Below are 14,883 nucleotides of genomic sequence, written 5' to 3'. Positions count from 1 at the left end.
AAAACATTCGGTATTAGCACCACTTTCGCGGTGTTGTCCCCATCTATGAGGCAGGTTGTTTACGCGTTACTCACCCGTTCGCCACTACCTGGCGTTCAACACCAATCGCTCTTACTTTCCGCTTAGTCACTTTGAAGATGCGTGATGAACTCGCTTCGCTCGTTCATAAGACGCGGCTCAATTGTGATTCCCCGGTTAGCATGTAGCGTTTGGTGTTAAACACCAGACCGTTCGACTTGCATGTGTTAGGCACGCCGCCAGCGTTCGTCCTGAGCCAGGATCAAACTCTCCATAAAGGTTTATTTATGGAGCCTTTTGATGGCTCTATAATTGTTTAAAGAATTATTTGCATTCGTTATATATTGGAGCGGAAAACGAGATTCGAACTCGCGACCCTCGCCTTGGCAAGGCGATGCTCTACCACTGAGCTACTTCCGCACCTTAACAAATGTTTGTGCTTTCTAAAAGCACCGCACATCTGGCGTATGATTCTTACATTGTTTAGTTTTCAAGGAACACATTCGCTCACCATCTCTCGACGGCTTTATTATTATATCGAACTCTCTCAGTTATGTCAATAACATTTTTTTTGGAAATTATTGTTTCTGAGTGAGGCGACTTTTATATAATAGCATAGCTATATGTTTATGTCAAATATCTTTTAAAAAGTTTTTCACCACTATTAATATTTATGTATCTCCTGTTACTATCACATCTATTTATTTAGAGAAAATGGCCTCACCGCTCTATTGAGACGAATAAGACCGGCAAAGTTGCCGGCCTTAGCCACAGAAACTATCCTAAACCATTTTGCTGATACCATATGGCTTTGCCACGCAGCACATTGCCGCCTTCACCTTGGGCCGCTCCTTTAAAAAACCACAAATCCCAACGTTCACAACTATAACCCGGGCCATATCGGCCATCGGGATATCCGTTGTCGGCATAGCCCGGATTTAATCCGTCTAAATTGTTCGCCGCCTCGGCATGAGTCATAACCCGGCATAGATCAACAGTTAAGTCGAGCGTTCGGCATAGTACGGCTATAACCTGCGCCATGGCTTCAATTTGGAGCGCTGTAGGCGGCTCACTGCCCAAATTACTGGTCGTAGCATTATATGCGCAGGCCAGTGAAATCCCCACTGAACCACTGTTGCGCTTATAGGTATGCGCCTTTACAGTGGCTAATGTCCCGGAACTCATATAAACACTGCCGTCAGAATCAATATTAATGTGATAGTCGTCGAAAAATTGCCCATAGTGGCCGGCACTCCAGTGCAGGTAGAGCTTCACATCCCGGTTCAGCCCCTGTGCTGCTGACCATAAGTCTGTTTTGGCCTTTAAGGCCTCTTGACGAAGTTCCTCCAAAGTAATCAACCGCATATTTATCCCTCCTTATTATGTTTATGCTGCTGCCGGTCACACTGTCATTACTGTTTTTGTCAGAAGCGGCACCACCACAAATTTGTACCTTCCCTATAGCCCCTGTTTACAACCACCGCCGCCGGCCTAAACAAAAAAAGACCTGTCTTCACCAAGTCCTAATCAGCAATGCTCCGTCATTTTTTTCGCATACCCGGGACAGACTTCTTTCGGCAAAAAGAAAAGCCGTCCTATGGACGGCCAAACCCTGGATGCATATATCTGCCTGTACGGATGTCTTCCAACGCTCTTCTATGGCGCTCCATTTCACGGTGTTGTCTTTCATGCCACTCTTTCCGGCTTTCATGGGGACGGCGTTTCATTTCCCTTTCATGTCTTTCGTTTTCCCGCCGTTCCTGTTCATGCCGCTCTCTTTCCAAGCGTTCCCGCTCGTGCCGCTCCCGGTCTTGATCGTGCCTGCCATATTGTTGGGCCGGCGGAGCTCCATTCTGAAACGGTGACGCTTCAATGACCGAAGCACCGAAACCGATTTGCAGCATCCCTACCAGTGACCAGACAACCACTTTCTTGCCAATTCCCCTCATAGCTGTTCCCTCCCTGCTTTCTTTAATTTGAGTATAATTGGTATTTATGACAGAATTATGATCGCCTGACCGTCTATTATTTTTATGTTCAAGTTAGTCAAGTTCCCGACATTATTTCCCACTCATTTTCCTTTTAAAAAATTGCTCATATTCATTAAGTACCTGATCAAGCTTTTGGCTCGCTTTTATGACTTCCGGGTCAGTAAATTCTCTGTCACGGGCAATTTCATAAAGTTGAGCCCGTAAATCCTGAATCTTGCTTTCAATTTCCCGTAAACTGCTCATTGGATCACCTCTCATCCCCAATGGCCCATCTACTTTGCAATTGCAATTACTTTGCAGATATTATTCGGCAAGACTGCCTTGCAGAACAATTCCCGCCAATTGAATTTGCACCTTAAAACGGACCACTAGTTTTCCGGCACTTAGTATGCCCTCAACGAAAAAAGTTATTTAGGCTTACCCCGCGCTGGAAGGATGACGATAATAAAACCGCTTACTTACGCAAGCGGTACGTCCTGGCCTGTTCAGCTTGTTTAATGGCTAAACAGAGATATAACGGAAACCCCGATGGTATAGAGCAGTAACAGCCCTGTAAAAATGATAATCGGATGGGTCCATTCAGTATTCATCGCCTTCACCCCTTTATGAATAATCAAAGCGCCTATGGCAGCTTAAAATATATACAAAGAATAGAACTTGCCGTTATTATTCCAATGGAAATCAATCCATATACTACATCCGTCAACACAACTATTCCCCCTTTTGTCTTATCTGTTGCCGCAGCACTTGCTATTATATCAGCCTCTGTATGTAAATTTTTGTCATTCTCCCGGCACACTTCCTGATAAAAAATTTGGCTTCTGCAAATTTTATTGCAGAAGCCTTCATCTTTACCGGTAATCAGAAACCTTTTTTAACCGGTCTAAAGCAGCAATACCGCTTACGTAGTCTGCACACTGTCTTTACGTCCTGAAAGCCTCCTTAGCGGTAATACCGATTCCGCCACCAGCCATGTCCATGTCCATGGCCCCAGCCACCATGCCACCATGGATACCAGCCTCCCCAACCCCAGGGAGCACCCCAACCGCCGGCGGCAATGATAATCCGGGGTGAGCGTGACAAATCAAGGCCGCAATATGGGCAGCGTTCCATAGAAGACACCTCCTCCCGCTCTTTTTATATACTATGTAAACTCTATCGATTTGGTAAACGTTTTGGCAGAATTCTTTCTGTTTAGTAATCAACCCGTTCCCCCGTTGGGTGGAGCGGGCCGATTGTCCAAACAGACTATCTGACGGCTATTCGCCAATCATAATAACCGGCGTGCCGACCTCAACCTTGGGAAATAATTCCTCAATATCTTCGTTGCGCATCCTGACACAGCCACCGGAAACTTGTCCCATCACCGGACCATGCCAGGAGCCATGTACACAGGTCTTGGCCGACGACAGAATCAGCCGGCGAGACCCCAGATCCGCACCACCAGGCTCTGGAAGAGGTAATATCTCCTTTTCAGTGATTTGATAGGTGCCCGGCGGCGTCGGCGTAGCCGGCCGGCCGATTGCTACGGTATATCGTCCCAGCATTTGATTTCCCTCAAAGTAAAAAAGACTCCCTGTCGCGAGGTTGATAACAATAAAATGGTTCACTTATTTATCCTCCCTTCCCTATACTGTATGCAAAACAGGCAGTCCAGGTGAAGGTTTATCTCGTTGCTATCAGCTTCTCATAACAGAAAAGAAGCCTCCGGGCAGCGCCGGAGGCTATTAATTAATTATTATGTAGAATTACCGCCAGCAGTGCCAACCCGCCCAGGGTTCTCATAACTTCCTCATGGTGCTCTTTTTCCCGGTTCTGACGGTCACGCCATTCCCGTTCATCTTCGTTATGTCTACGTTGCATTTCTCTTTCATAACGTTGATTTTCTTCTCTGATCCTTTGATCCCGGTCATGCTGCCTTTCTTCATAACGATGCCTTCTATCACCGTCATCGTGCCGGGGAGAAGCTTCAAGTACGGATGCGCCGAAACCGATTTGCATGATACCCACCATAGAATAAATAATAATTTTTTTAGCGACCTTGTTCATGGGAATCCCTCCTTGATTTGATGACTTAAGTATAATTGGCAAATGTTACATCTTTGTGACAAAATAAACTCAGTTTGTTTTATATTTTTCTGGCCATCCTTTTCCCTTTCCCCCTATAATATAATTAGTATAATTCCCTGTCCCGGCAGCCAGGCTTCCTGCCAAGGCACCTTGGGGCAAATGGTAGAAGGAGGCATCTTCATGTATGCAACGGTCATCTTTGATGTGGATGGCACTCTGATTGATACAGAGCAGGCCATCTTGTTGGCACTGCAAAGAGTTCTTAGTGAAAGCTGCCAAAAACAATATACTTGCGAAGAATTGCATTTTGCCTTGGGCATTCCGGGCATGGCCGCGTTGGAAAAGCTGTCTATCCGCAACAAAGAGCAGGCCCTCGCCAAATGGGACAATTATATGAATGATTATTTTCACACGATCACTGTCTTTACCGGCATTGAGACGGTATTGTCCGAGCTGGGTGCCCGCCATATTCCCACAGGCATTGTGACCTCCAAAACAAAAGCCGAATTAACAAAGGATTTCATTCCCTTTGGGTTGATGAAATATCTATCTTTCATTGTCTGCGCCGATGACACAGCAAAGCACAAACCTCACCCGGAGCCGCTCTTAAAATACCTCGAGCTTTCCGGTGCCCGGCCCGAAACAGCGTTATATATCGGCGATACCGCCTATGATCAGCGTTGTGCCGGCCAGGCCGGCATCGACTTCGGTTTGGCGCTTTGGGGCAGTAAAACGCCTGATTTACCGGCTACCCACATCTTCCAAAAACCCCATGAGATTTTGACTTTACTATAACAAAAGGTGAGCTTGCCCCATCAAGCTCACCTTTTGTTATACAACCCGTTACCCCCGCAAAAAAAATGTCCCCCTATCTTGACATAGAGGGACTACAACAGAGGAGTATGAGAATATTGTTAATAGAGGATGACCCTCTATTAGTTTTCGTCCGGCAGCAGCAACTCTGCCAGACTGTATTGCATGGTGGACAACTTTTACTATAGAGGATATTTATGACAAATATATGACAAGACCAAAAACATTGTCATGAATTACTTTGCAAAAGCTCGATACCCTCATCTGATTTTCTTTTGATTTCCCGGATAGTATTATCAATATGAGTAAATATTTGTTTCGACAGCCCTTCCGCCCGTTCATACAGGCTATTGGCTTCACCGGCGGCCTGCCTTTCCACAGCGTCCAGTACCTTGCTGCCCATGCCGTGCAATTCATGATGTACGCCGTCGATGGCCTGCCATTCTTTATTTATATCGGGATGAGTCAACTGAATGGCATGATAAAAATGACCGAAAGCACAGCGCTTTGAATCAATCTGAATCGGGTAGGACTTCATTTCATCAACAATGCGTTTCAAATTCTTCATCCAGTTCCCATGAGCCACCTTGGCCTTAGTCAGCGTCTCCGTCAGATCGTCATTAGAAATGGCATGGACGCCGCCATTTAGCGACAGGATCATATCCCGGATAATTTCACTCAGTTCATTGTCAATCGAAGATAGCTGCTTTGCATTTTCCGCGCTCATAATGGCATCATCATGTATGCTCTGAGTCATGCCATGCAGTTTTTCCGCATCCCGGGCGGAAAAAGCCATTGCCTGATTTACCTGCTGCGCCGCTTCATGCACTTGTTTCATTGAGCCCGCTACATCGTCGACATCCGCGACCGTATCCTTCAGCATGGCTACATTCCCCTGTATGGTGCCGGCAATGCTGTCCAGTTTTTCATTCATGCCGCTGGTAGAACGCAGCGTATTATCCAGGCTCTCCCGGCTATCATTGGCCGCCTGATGAATGTTATTTACAAAGACCCGCATATCATCCAGATTCATTTTTGTATTGTCGGCCAGCTTTCTAATCTCATTGGCGACCACGGCAAAACCCCGCCCGAATTCACCGGCTCGAGCCGCCTCAATCGAGGCGTTCAGCGCCAGCAGATTGGTTTCCGCCGCGATAGCTTCCACACCGTTTACAATCTCATTGACCTTGGCGGCCATCTCCGTCAAATGCTCAATCTGCTCCTGCATAATGGCCGTATCCCGGATAACTTCCTCCTTTAGCTCCTGTATCTCACCAAGCTGCGCCATGCTTTCGTCATTCTTCTCAATCAGCCCCCGCGAAGCCGTCGACAGATGCTCCATCGTCTCCGAAGCATGCTTAATAGTATCATTGACATCATTCATGCTGGCTGTAATCTCTTCCACAATGGCCAGATTGGACTCACTTAACGTCGTCATGTCCTGAGCAAATGTCGTTAACTGGTTCGATTCGTGAGTCATTCTTATATCGAACTCACTTAATTTAGGTACGATACCAATCATTTTTTTGGAGTTCACCGACATTTTCCGTTCGCTTTCAAAAAGCTTGTCAAACTGTTTAAGCATCCTTTGATGAATGGGGTAATCCACCTGAGGCGGGTCAACCGGCTTGCCTTTTAAACGGTCTTCCACATTCTGAATAATGCAAAGAGCCTCATGACATGGCGCTTTCTTAAAAAAATTCATATTTCATCCCCCTATAACGCAAACCTGAGCAAAATCATGATTATTGCACCGTAAACATTTTATTCGCCCATATCCTGACAAATTCCTTTTTAAACCGCCATTCCATTGATTCGAAAATAAGCTGGCCGAGCTTAGTGAATTGCTTTTTTCTTAAAGGTGCCCCCAAACACATCATGTACATCATTGATGGTGACGAAGGCCTTTTCATCGATTTCCTCAATAATCGCTTTTAGTTTAGCAACCTCCAGCCGGGTAATCACCGTATAAAGAATATTTTTCGCATCGCCGCTATAGGCGCCTTCTCCCCGCAAAATGGTGACTCCCCGGCCAAGCCGGTCCATCAGCGCACCGGTTATAGCTGCCGACTGATCGGACACAATGATCACCGCTTTCGATTCATCCAGACCTTCAATGGTAATATCGATTACCTTGGAAGCAATAAAGTAGGTGAATAAGGAATACATCGCCCGGTCCCAGCCAAAAACCAAACCGGCGCCGGTTAAGATGAACAGGTTGATGATCAGCACAATTTCGCCGACGGAAAAGCTGGACCGTTTATCCATTAAGATGGCGACAATCTCCGAGCCGTCCAGAGAACCGCCATACCGGACAATCAGGCCAACGCCGATCCCCAAAATAACACCGCCGTATACCGAAGCTAAAAACAAATCCTCAGTTAACCCGGGAACCGGCAGAAAAATATTACTCCAATAAGACAGGGACAGAATAGAAAATAGAGTAGCTATCGTAAACGTCTTGCCAATCTGCTTATAGCCCAAATAAACAAACGGAATATTAATCACGACCAGAAACACCCAAAAGGGCAGTCCCGTCAGGTGACTTGCCATAATGGCAATGCCGACCACACCTCCGTCGATTACATTATTCGGCACTAAAAAAATCTCCAGGCCGGCTGCGTAGATAATGGAACCAATAAACAACAAAAGGTACTTCCTAAAGTATTGTAATAATCGATGTTTTTTCGTCATCCAAAAACCTCTCTTTACTTTTTTATTTTATTGTATAGCAGCAAACCTTGCTGACTGTCTACCCTTCTATAATATCACATTTTTCCAAAATAAAAAAAATCACCCCGCCCGGCAGGGTGATGAATTGATTTCTGCAGGTTATTATGGTACAACCTTCAGAACAGCCCAAAAAATAACTTATTGACCCCACGCTTATATTTAATCTCCCCGCCCTTAACATTCATATCCCCATCCAAATGGGCTTCCCATTCCAAGGCGGCATCCTTGCTGAAATTACGCTGGAGGCTGACCGGCACATAGTGATCACCGTCGTGCCATCCCACACCGGTGCCAATATACCAGTTCCGGTAATTATTATTTTTGTAGACCGCAACGCCGTAGTCTTCATTAACCGTCGTTTGTCCGGCTTCCTGTTTCGCTTTATTGGCAGTTTGCGTCGCCAGCTTTTCGGCGTCGGTAAGTTTTTGTACACTGACTATGGTATTATCGGTTTTTTCCAACGCTTCCGGCGGCAGCGTCGGATCCTGACGGTTAATTTTTTCGGCCACCTGACTGGCTGCTTCCGACGGCGTAGCCGCCGTCACGGTAAAATTGGTTACCGGCTGAACCTGCCCCTGCTGGACTTTGGCGATAAACGAGGCTAGCATCGCCGCATTCTGCTTGTTTAAATCCAGCATATTCTGCAGCACATTGGCATTCATCGCTTGCTGCTGGCTTAAGACGAGCGCGTTTTGTTTCTGTTCCTCTGCCTCCCGGACCCTTCCTTCCAACGTATAGATATAAAACCCCAGAGCCAGGGCTACCACTACTCCGCCAATTGTCCTCCAATGCAGCTTAATAAACTCCATTGCCTCACCCCAGCAACCAGACCAGTCCGGCCGTCACCACAATCCCCGCGCCGGCCCCAAGATAAAAAGCGCGTTTTGTCTGCTGATTGACGATAGCTTTCATGGCACTATCCAGCTGTTCCACTTCCTCTGCCTTGCCAAGAAACCAATTGCCAATCCGGACTAACCAATTTGTCATATTTATCCCTCCCCTATTAGTCTATGAATTTATGTTAACAAAGGTGTTTGCGAAGCCTAAAGAAAGACCCCGCCCGGAATGATCCGAAGCGGGGTTTCTGTCTTCAGTTCAGCAATTGACTTACCCTGTGTACAGCGTATCCCCCACATAGGCTGCCGCAATGGCTGCTCTAGCAAGTATAGGAAGGACCGTTGTCGTCACAGCAGCAGAACAATAGTAAAATGATAATGATGATAATGATAATCCAACTGTGGCCAAAGCCGTTTCCGTAGCCACATCCACCAAAACCCATGTAAGATCAGCTCCTCTTCACATATTGTGGTATGTATATACCCTTATATTCTATGGCTTGCAGAGAAACGATGTTACAAGGACACAGTGGAAAATCCCGTCAGCCACCGCTTGTTACAAAAGCCCGGGTCCGACAAAAAAGACTGCCGTTACCGGCAGTCGCTTACTTTCCTCTCCTTTACTTCTTATCCCGCATACAGAATACCTTGCTTCCCTTCTCCCGGTGAAAATTGATGCAAAGACAGCACTTGCCATGCCTCTCGCAGGCAGTATTCGTACAGTTGCAGTTTTTTTCATTACAGTTAGCCATTGGCTCGCCTCCTTTATCTTTAACAAGAATATTCCATTCAGATAAAGAAAGTCCTGTTGCCGGGCGCTCCCTAATAGCCCAAATAGCTTCGTAAAATAACAAACGAATTCTCCGGCAACCGGCAGTCCTCTTCAATCAGATAATTTACTTCCTCTGCCAGTTCAAGCTCGCCCAGATGAATTAGCTTTTGCCGCAGATCCCGCAATTTTTCCCTTTCCCGTGTTTGCAGGTCACACAGCAAACTATAGCCCAATTCCAGCGAATTCATTTCCATATACCGGCGCAGCTCGATCATGCAATTTCTCGACTCGGCCATGTAGCTTTCCATCCGTTCCATTTTCCTTTGACACTTTTTTTCCCGGATATAATCACATACCCCTTTAATTATCTCAAACGCAAAAGAATACTCAAACAACTTATCTCGCCTCCACCTGCTGATACCAAAGCATATGCTTGGACCACCGGCTTTATGACAAGCTAAAAACCGGGCAACATCCGGACGACTAACTATGCCGCCGCTGCTACCCGGTTCTTACGAGTACGGTTTACCGTATAAAATTTGTTATTTCTCTGGGTTCCTGCTCCGGCAGTTCGATGCCTGCCGCCTTGCCTGCCTGTAGGGAATGCAAAAGCCAGGCCATATTTTTACCCAAAAGCCGCATGGTTTGCATCCCCTCCAGGTCCTGCTGAACTTCCTCCGGCGTATTGCCATGCACCATGTTCCAGTATTGCGAGGAAACCACCGGCATATTGGAAATGGTAAAATACTTGTTCAATTGCTCAAAAGCGGCGGTTGCGCCGCCACGGCGACAGCTTACAATGGCTGCCCCGGGTTTATACCGGAATACGCTTTTTCCCGCATAAAAGGCTCTATCCAGCAAGGACGTAAGCTGCCCGGAGGCCGCAGCGTAATGAACCGGTGAACCAAAGATGAAACCATCGGCGTGCTTGGCCTTTTCAATAAGTTCATTTACCGGTCCATCGGGAAACACACATTTTCCTGCATCATTTCTGGAACACCCGCCGCAGGCCGTGCAGCCACGGATTGGATTTACTCCCACCTGAATCAGCTCTGTTTCAACATTAGCGGCTTCCAGCTCTTTCCTGATTTCGCTCAAAGCCGTGTAGGTACAGCCCTGTGCCTTGGGACTCCCATTAACCAATAATACTTTCATCCTTACACCCTCCCTTATTCTGCCTATTCTTTTATTATATCAGCAAGACCGTTTCGTTTTCTAATAATCTTAGGTAAAAAAAATCACCTTCCACTAAGGAAGGTGCCGTCGTCAGTCCGTTTCGCTGGAAGTTATTCCTGACGCTGCCTGGTTTCCGTGTAAAGAAAAAGCAAGAAAAAGGACGATGATAATAAAAACCCAGCTACCGCCGGGTGACCGCCACCTGCCCTGCCCGCTCATAGCCCGACCTCCTTCACCGCCAATTAGCGTTTCTCTCCTTATCCTATGCGCCTGCCCCAAGCAGGTTACTGGCGGCAAAGCCGATATTCGCACGCTAGAACGTGTCTTCAAACTAACGGAATGATCTTTGGGTCAACGAATTATACCCTAACGGGCTCGCGAAATTTTGCAGAAATAGCGCCCCTATTTTCAAAAACTGTAATGAAGCATGGCATAAAAGCGCCATCAGGGAACATTTTGGATAGTTGAAGATGCGCCCTAAGCCCCGCTTCGTAAGAAGACAGGGGCTTAGAGGCGCCTGGGTTGCGGAAGTTACGAACAGGAGGGCTTCTCTCCGTTCCCAGGCAGTGCTCAAGAGTACTGGATTACCTTGGAGCAATTTCAGTATACCGCCCGATTTTCGCCATAGTATCGCAGGATTATCAAAGTTTTATAAAATACGCCGGGCTATAGAAAATCATACAAATTCCATGTTATAAAAAAAACGACCAAAGAATGCCGATCCCTTTTTCAACCCAATCCAGCCAGATTAGAATACCGGTCAAAATCAGCAGATAGCCTGCTATTCGCTGCAATAGAGGCAACGACTCATACAGCCCCCGTACACGTAATGCATACTTTCTTAACACAGTAACCAGCAGAAAAAAAGGCAGGACAAAGCCCATAGCGTAGGCCAGCAACAAAGCTATCCCTGCGCCAACCGTGGCCGTTTGTCCGGCATATAGTAAAATGGTTGTAAGAATCGGTCCAATGCAGGGCGTCCAGCCGGCGGTAAAGGATATCCCCAGCAGCAGAGCGCCAAGCGGCCCCTGGAAAGGACGGGACAAAAACGGCCGGTACTCCCGTTCCAGCAAAGCAATCCGGATAACTCCCGACAGTTGAAGACCCATCAGGATAATCACCAATGCTCCCGCTTGTCGAATTTTTTCCTGGTAATCAAAAAACCATTGTCCCAGTATTGATGCCGTCGCACCCATAAGCACAAAGACCAAGGAAAAACCTGTAAAAAAGCAAAGAGCATTCACATATAACCGGCGAAAGTTTATCTTCTCTCCGTTAGCTGTTCCCGCCAGCATCGCTGAAAAGGCCGGCAGCAAAGGCAATACACAAGGGGATGCAAACGATAGCAGGCCGGCAAAAAAACTACTTAGCAACGTAACCTGTTCCATGCCTTCACCTACAGTTCCTTTATAACCGTTTCCAATTCACTGAACGTAACCCCGCCACTCTTGCGGTAACGGATAATGCCCTGCGAGTCAACCACCAGCGTAGTCGGAATAGCTGTCACTTTAAACAGCTTTGCGACCGTTCCATCCCGGTCGAGTAGTACCGGCAGTTCATAACCCTGCTGCTGTAAAAAATCGCTGACCTGCTCATTCGATTCCTGAAGATTAACCGCATAAAACTGCACTTTGCCGTTGTAGGAATGAGCAAAGCGAACCAACTCAGGAAACTCGGCCCGGCAGGGCGGACACCAACTGGCCCAGAAATTAATTACATAAATCTGTCCGCCACCGCCAACCTCGACCGTCTTTCCCACCAAACTGTCCAGTTTAAAGGCGGGAGCTACCTTGCCAATGGTTACTCCCGTTCCCGATTGTGCTGCTTGTTGCTTGCCAGACACAGCCTGCGGCTGATTAATGCTAAACAAGCCATAACCGCCAAGCACTGCGACGATCATAACCCCAACAATCCATTTCCATTTACGCAAGGTAATCCCTCCTATTGATCTTTACAAAGCCTTCGTCACCAATTCCCTATTCCCTGCAGACATTTTGTAGTTAAAAACCAAAAGCCTGCCACACCAAATCGCTTCCCGAAGACCTGCTGTCATATAAACAGCAGGTTACAGAAATGTTGGCAAAAAGAAAATAATAAAAGGTGTATCAAGACAATAACGTCTTTAATACACCTGAGTTTTACTGGTGACCCACCACGGAATCGAACCGTGAACCTACTGATTAAGAGTCAGTTGCTCTGCCAGTTGAGCTAGTGAGTCATTGGCTGGGGTGCTAGGACTCGAACCTAGGAATGCGGGAGTCAGAGTCCCGTGCCTTACCAACTTGGCGACACCCCAATGTCACTACATTTAATGACATAAGATAGTATATACCTAAAATAACATTTTGTCAAATGCCTCTTCTATATTTTTGTTCTGTAAAATAACCCCAGCGATTCAGCCTTAATCGCTATCGGCCACGACTGAATTTTCAGCGGCGGCCTTTTCCAGATAGCTGCGCATAGCGATGGCTGTTACCACAATACCGCCGCCGATCAGGGCGAACATGCCCGGCACCTCGCCAATGAAGAAAAAGACCCACACCGGATTGAGAATCGGTTCCAGTGTTGTAATAATGATCGCCTCCAGCGCATTGACATGCTTGATGGCATGACTATAAAGAACATAGGCTAACCCTAGCTGAAAAACACCCAAAAACAGCATAGCCACTACATTAGGTGACGTAAAGGAGATATTCCCCAGAAACGGCAGACTCACCAAAAAAGTAAGCCCATTGCCCAGCAGCACCGACCCATACGGTGAGCCTTCCTTCTGCATCCGCATAAATATGGAAATCAGGCTAAAGCTTAATCCGCTGCCAATGGCACATAAGTTGCCCAGCATGCCGCCTGCCGATACCTTGTCGGCAAAAAAGAAAGCCATGCCGCCAAATACGAACACAATAGTCAGCCAGTCCCGGCGGGTGGCTTTTTCACCCAGCAGCCAGCCACCTAATAAAGCCACATACACCGGGGCTGTATACTGGAGTAAAATCGCATTAGCCGCCGTAGTCAGCTTAGTGGCTATAACGAACAGACTGACAGTAGCCGAATAAGCAATCGCACCGCCCCACTGAGCTTTTGAAAAAGAAAGCTTTTCTTTTCGAAAGGCGATGCCCATGACCACTGCCGCAATCAGACTTCTGACCCCGGCTACCGCCATGGGATTCCAGTCCACCCACTTAATCATCACTCCGCCGGTGCTCCAAAGCAGGGCCGTTAACATCAAATATAAAACAGCTTGTTTTCTACTAATCATTGTAAAGATTTCCTTTCTAACCCTGGTCCGCTTGCAGACCACTAACAGCCATAACAGAAGGTGGCCCAAGGCACCACAGAGTTATGACCAGTATATACCTGATTATATCCAGACGTTCTTGGCTATGTGACGCTCCCTTGTCCGGCAACTACCGTTAAATGCCGCTTTTCTTCATAAAGAGCCGTATCGGCCTGCTTTATCCATACTTCCAAATCTTTTTCCGTTTTGAATTTTCCTGCCGCAATGCCGGCACTGGCGGTGCATTCTATCCGCTGCCCCTGAAAAATAAATTGTCTGTCCGCAACGGTCTTTTTGATCCGGCTGGCAGAGCTGACCGCTTCTTCATAAGACGATTTCATTAAAACCACAATAAATTCATCGCCGCCATAACGGATCAATTTATCCTGCTTGCGAATGCAATCCTCCACCGTATGGGCAAATTCAGCCAGTATGTAGTCACCGGCCTGATGTCCATAAGTATCGTTAATAAACTTAAACTTATTTATATCCATCAACAAAATCCCGGCTTGCAGCTGCGAGGCGACTACCTTCGGCAGCAAGACGGAGAACAAATAAGTCCGGTTGTGAGCCCCGGTGAGTTGGTCGTAATAAGCATGGTTTGACAGCTTTTGAATCAATAACTCCGCTTCAAGCTGCAGTTTCTTTTGCTTAGAGATATTCCTGATATGTTTTAATAAAAATTTTTTCCCGTCGATTACCACCAGTTTGGAAATGATCTCCACAGGGACTTGCCGCCCTGTCTTGGTGCCATGTGTCGTCTCAAACTGGTATGATCCCGGATACTTTTTTATGACCCGCTGTATTTCCCGTTCCAAAGAATTTCTGTCCCTGGCGGCAATCTCCTGCATCGGCATGCCAAGTAACTCTTCGGAACGGTAACCGTATAACCGGCGGCATGCCTTATTGGCATAGACAATCCCACCGGTTTCCACCGATACCAACAGCAGACAGTCATAAGTTAAATCAACAATTTCCGCCAGCATCTTTTCGGATGTTGCATAGTCTTCAGGCAAAAGACCGTTTTGCTGTTCGCGCAGATCATCAGTCATATGTATCTCTCCTTGAGTCAACTGTGGTATCACTTAACAACATTAATTCCTTATAGAGAGTTCTTTTCCTGCTAACAACCACGCTCCTCCTTGTATAAATATATAATAAAACCTGCGGCACTGGCAACAATTGTCGCCGGTGCCACAG

General features: G+C 46.8%; 18 protein-coding genes, 3 tRNA genes and 1 rRNA gene. 1 reads left to right on the top strand and 21 read right to left on the bottom strand.

The genetic code is table 11. The features are described 5' to 3' along the window. From BMW43_RS19145 to BMW43_RS19115, 8 genes are all read right to left on the bottom strand, one after another. Window positions 1-296, bottom strand: a 16S ribosomal RNA gene (locus tag BMW43_RS19145); the annotation flags it as partial. Window positions 297-363: 67 nt separating this feature from the next. Beyond that, window positions 364-438: transfer RNA gene (locus BMW43_RS19140), tRNA-Gly, on the bottom strand. Between the two features lie 357 nt (window positions 439-795). Then, window positions 796-1,383 (bottom strand): peptidoglycan recognition protein family protein, encoded by a 588-nt coding sequence (locus BMW43_RS19135; protein ID WP_091751636.1) that lies wholly within the window; start codon window positions 1,381-1,383, stop codon window positions 796-798. A gap of 230 nt (window positions 1,384-1,613) precedes the next feature. Continuing rightward, entirely contained in the window at window positions 1,614-1,967 is a 354-nt protein-coding gene (locus BMW43_RS19130) for a hypothetical protein (RefSeq protein WP_091751633.1), read from the bottom strand. 111 nt (window positions 1,968-2,078) lie between these two features. Continuing rightward, window positions 2,079-2,252 (bottom strand): aspartyl-phosphate phosphatase Spo0E family protein, encoded by a 174-nt coding sequence (locus BMW43_RS19125; protein WP_143050668.1) that lies wholly within the window; start codon window positions 2,250-2,252, stop codon window positions 2,079-2,081. A gap of 699 nt (window positions 2,253-2,951) precedes the next feature. Beyond that, complete coding sequence (locus BMW43_RS21280; RefSeq protein ID WP_177173687.1) at window positions 2,952-3,122, bottom strand: hypothetical protein; 171 nt, start codon at window positions 3,120-3,122, stop codon at window positions 2,952-2,954. Between the two features lie 146 nt (window positions 3,123-3,268). Next, complete coding sequence (locus tag BMW43_RS19120) at window positions 3,269-3,619, bottom strand: L,D-transpeptidase (protein WP_091751629.1); 351 nt, start codon at window positions 3,617-3,619, stop codon at window positions 3,269-3,271. Window positions 3,620-3,740: 121 nt separating this feature from the next. Continuing rightward, window positions 3,741-4,058 (bottom strand): hypothetical protein, encoded by a 318-nt coding sequence (locus tag BMW43_RS19115; protein WP_091751625.1) that lies wholly within the window; start codon window positions 4,056-4,058, stop codon window positions 3,741-3,743. A 201-nt stretch (window positions 4,059-4,259) separates the two neighbouring features. Between BMW43_RS19115 and BMW43_RS19110 the strand changes: the two genes are divergently transcribed. Then, window positions 4,260-4,874, top strand: coding sequence for an HAD family hydrolase (locus tag BMW43_RS19110; RefSeq protein ID WP_091751622.1), 615 nt, complete (start codon window positions 4,260-4,262; stop codon window positions 4,872-4,874). A gap of 247 nt (window positions 4,875-5,121) precedes the next feature. Here the strand turns inward: BMW43_RS19110 and BMW43_RS19105 are convergent, their stop codons facing one another. The 13 genes from BMW43_RS19105 to BMW43_RS19055 form a co-directional block, all read right to left on the bottom strand. Continuing rightward, window positions 5,122-6,597, bottom strand: coding sequence for a methyl-accepting chemotaxis protein (locus BMW43_RS19105; protein WP_091751619.1), 1,476 nt, complete (start codon window positions 6,595-6,597; stop codon window positions 5,122-5,124). 131 nt (window positions 6,598-6,728) lie between these two features. Next, a complete protein-coding gene (locus BMW43_RS19100; RefSeq protein ID WP_091751616.1) occupies window positions 6,729-7,586 on the bottom strand; it encodes a YitT family protein in 858 nt (285 codons plus the stop codon). Window positions 7,587-7,741: 155 nt separating this feature from the next. Continuing rightward, window positions 7,742-8,434, bottom strand: a complete 693-nt coding sequence (locus tag BMW43_RS19095; RefSeq protein WP_091751613.1) for a hypothetical protein — start codon at window positions 8,432-8,434, stop codon at window positions 7,742-7,744. A gap of 4 nt (window positions 8,435-8,438) precedes the next feature. Then, entirely contained in the window at window positions 8,439-8,612 is a 174-nt protein-coding gene (locus tag BMW43_RS21275) for a hypothetical protein (RefSeq protein ID WP_177173686.1), read from the bottom strand. 469 nt (window positions 8,613-9,081) lie between these two features. Next, window positions 9,082-9,213: a hypothetical protein gene (locus BMW43_RS21760; RefSeq protein WP_281246137.1), complete on the bottom strand. Its 132-nt coding sequence runs from the start codon at window positions 9,211-9,213 to the stop codon at window positions 9,082-9,084. Between the two features lie 70 nt (window positions 9,214-9,283). After that, window positions 9,284-9,541 (bottom strand): hypothetical protein, encoded by a 258-nt coding sequence (locus BMW43_RS19090; protein WP_143050667.1) that lies wholly within the window; start codon window positions 9,539-9,541, stop codon window positions 9,284-9,286. Between the two features lie 217 nt (window positions 9,542-9,758). Further along, on the bottom strand, window positions 9,759-10,388 hold the full coding sequence (locus tag BMW43_RS19085; protein WP_091751607.1) for a flavodoxin family protein: 630 nt from the start codon (window positions 10,386-10,388) through the stop codon (window positions 9,759-9,761). Window positions 10,389-11,101: 713 nt separating this feature from the next. Continuing rightward, entirely contained in the window at window positions 11,102-11,797 is a 696-nt protein-coding gene (locus BMW43_RS19080) for a cytochrome c biogenesis CcdA family protein (protein WP_091751604.1), read from the bottom strand. A gap of 8 nt (window positions 11,798-11,805) precedes the next feature. Further along, window positions 11,806-12,339: a TlpA family protein disulfide reductase gene (locus BMW43_RS19075; RefSeq protein WP_091751601.1), complete on the bottom strand. Its 534-nt coding sequence runs from the start codon at window positions 12,337-12,339 to the stop codon at window positions 11,806-11,808. 212 nt (window positions 12,340-12,551) lie between these two features. Beyond that, a tRNA-Lys gene (locus BMW43_RS19070) sits at window positions 12,552-12,627 on the bottom strand. Between the two features lie 2 nt (window positions 12,628-12,629). Further along, window positions 12,630-12,705 (bottom strand) — tRNA-Gln (locus BMW43_RS19065). Window positions 12,706-12,810: 105 nt separating this feature from the next. Continuing rightward, window positions 12,811-13,665: a DMT family transporter gene (locus BMW43_RS19060; protein WP_091751598.1), complete on the bottom strand. Its 855-nt coding sequence runs from the start codon at window positions 13,663-13,665 to the stop codon at window positions 12,811-12,813. Between the two features lie 122 nt (window positions 13,666-13,787). Continuing rightward, window positions 13,788-14,735, bottom strand: coding sequence for a sensor domain-containing diguanylate cyclase (locus BMW43_RS19055; RefSeq protein WP_091751595.1), 948 nt, complete (start codon window positions 14,733-14,735; stop codon window positions 13,788-13,790). Window positions 14,736-14,883 lie beyond the last annotated feature (148 nt).

The organism is Propionispora vibrioides (assembly GCF_900110485.1).
Lineage (GTDB): Bacteria > Bacillota > Negativicutes > Propionisporales > Propionisporaceae > Propionispora > Propionispora vibrioides.
The sequence above is the reverse complement of the archived record's forward strand: the minus strand, read 5'-3'. Positions and strand labels throughout refer to the sequence as shown.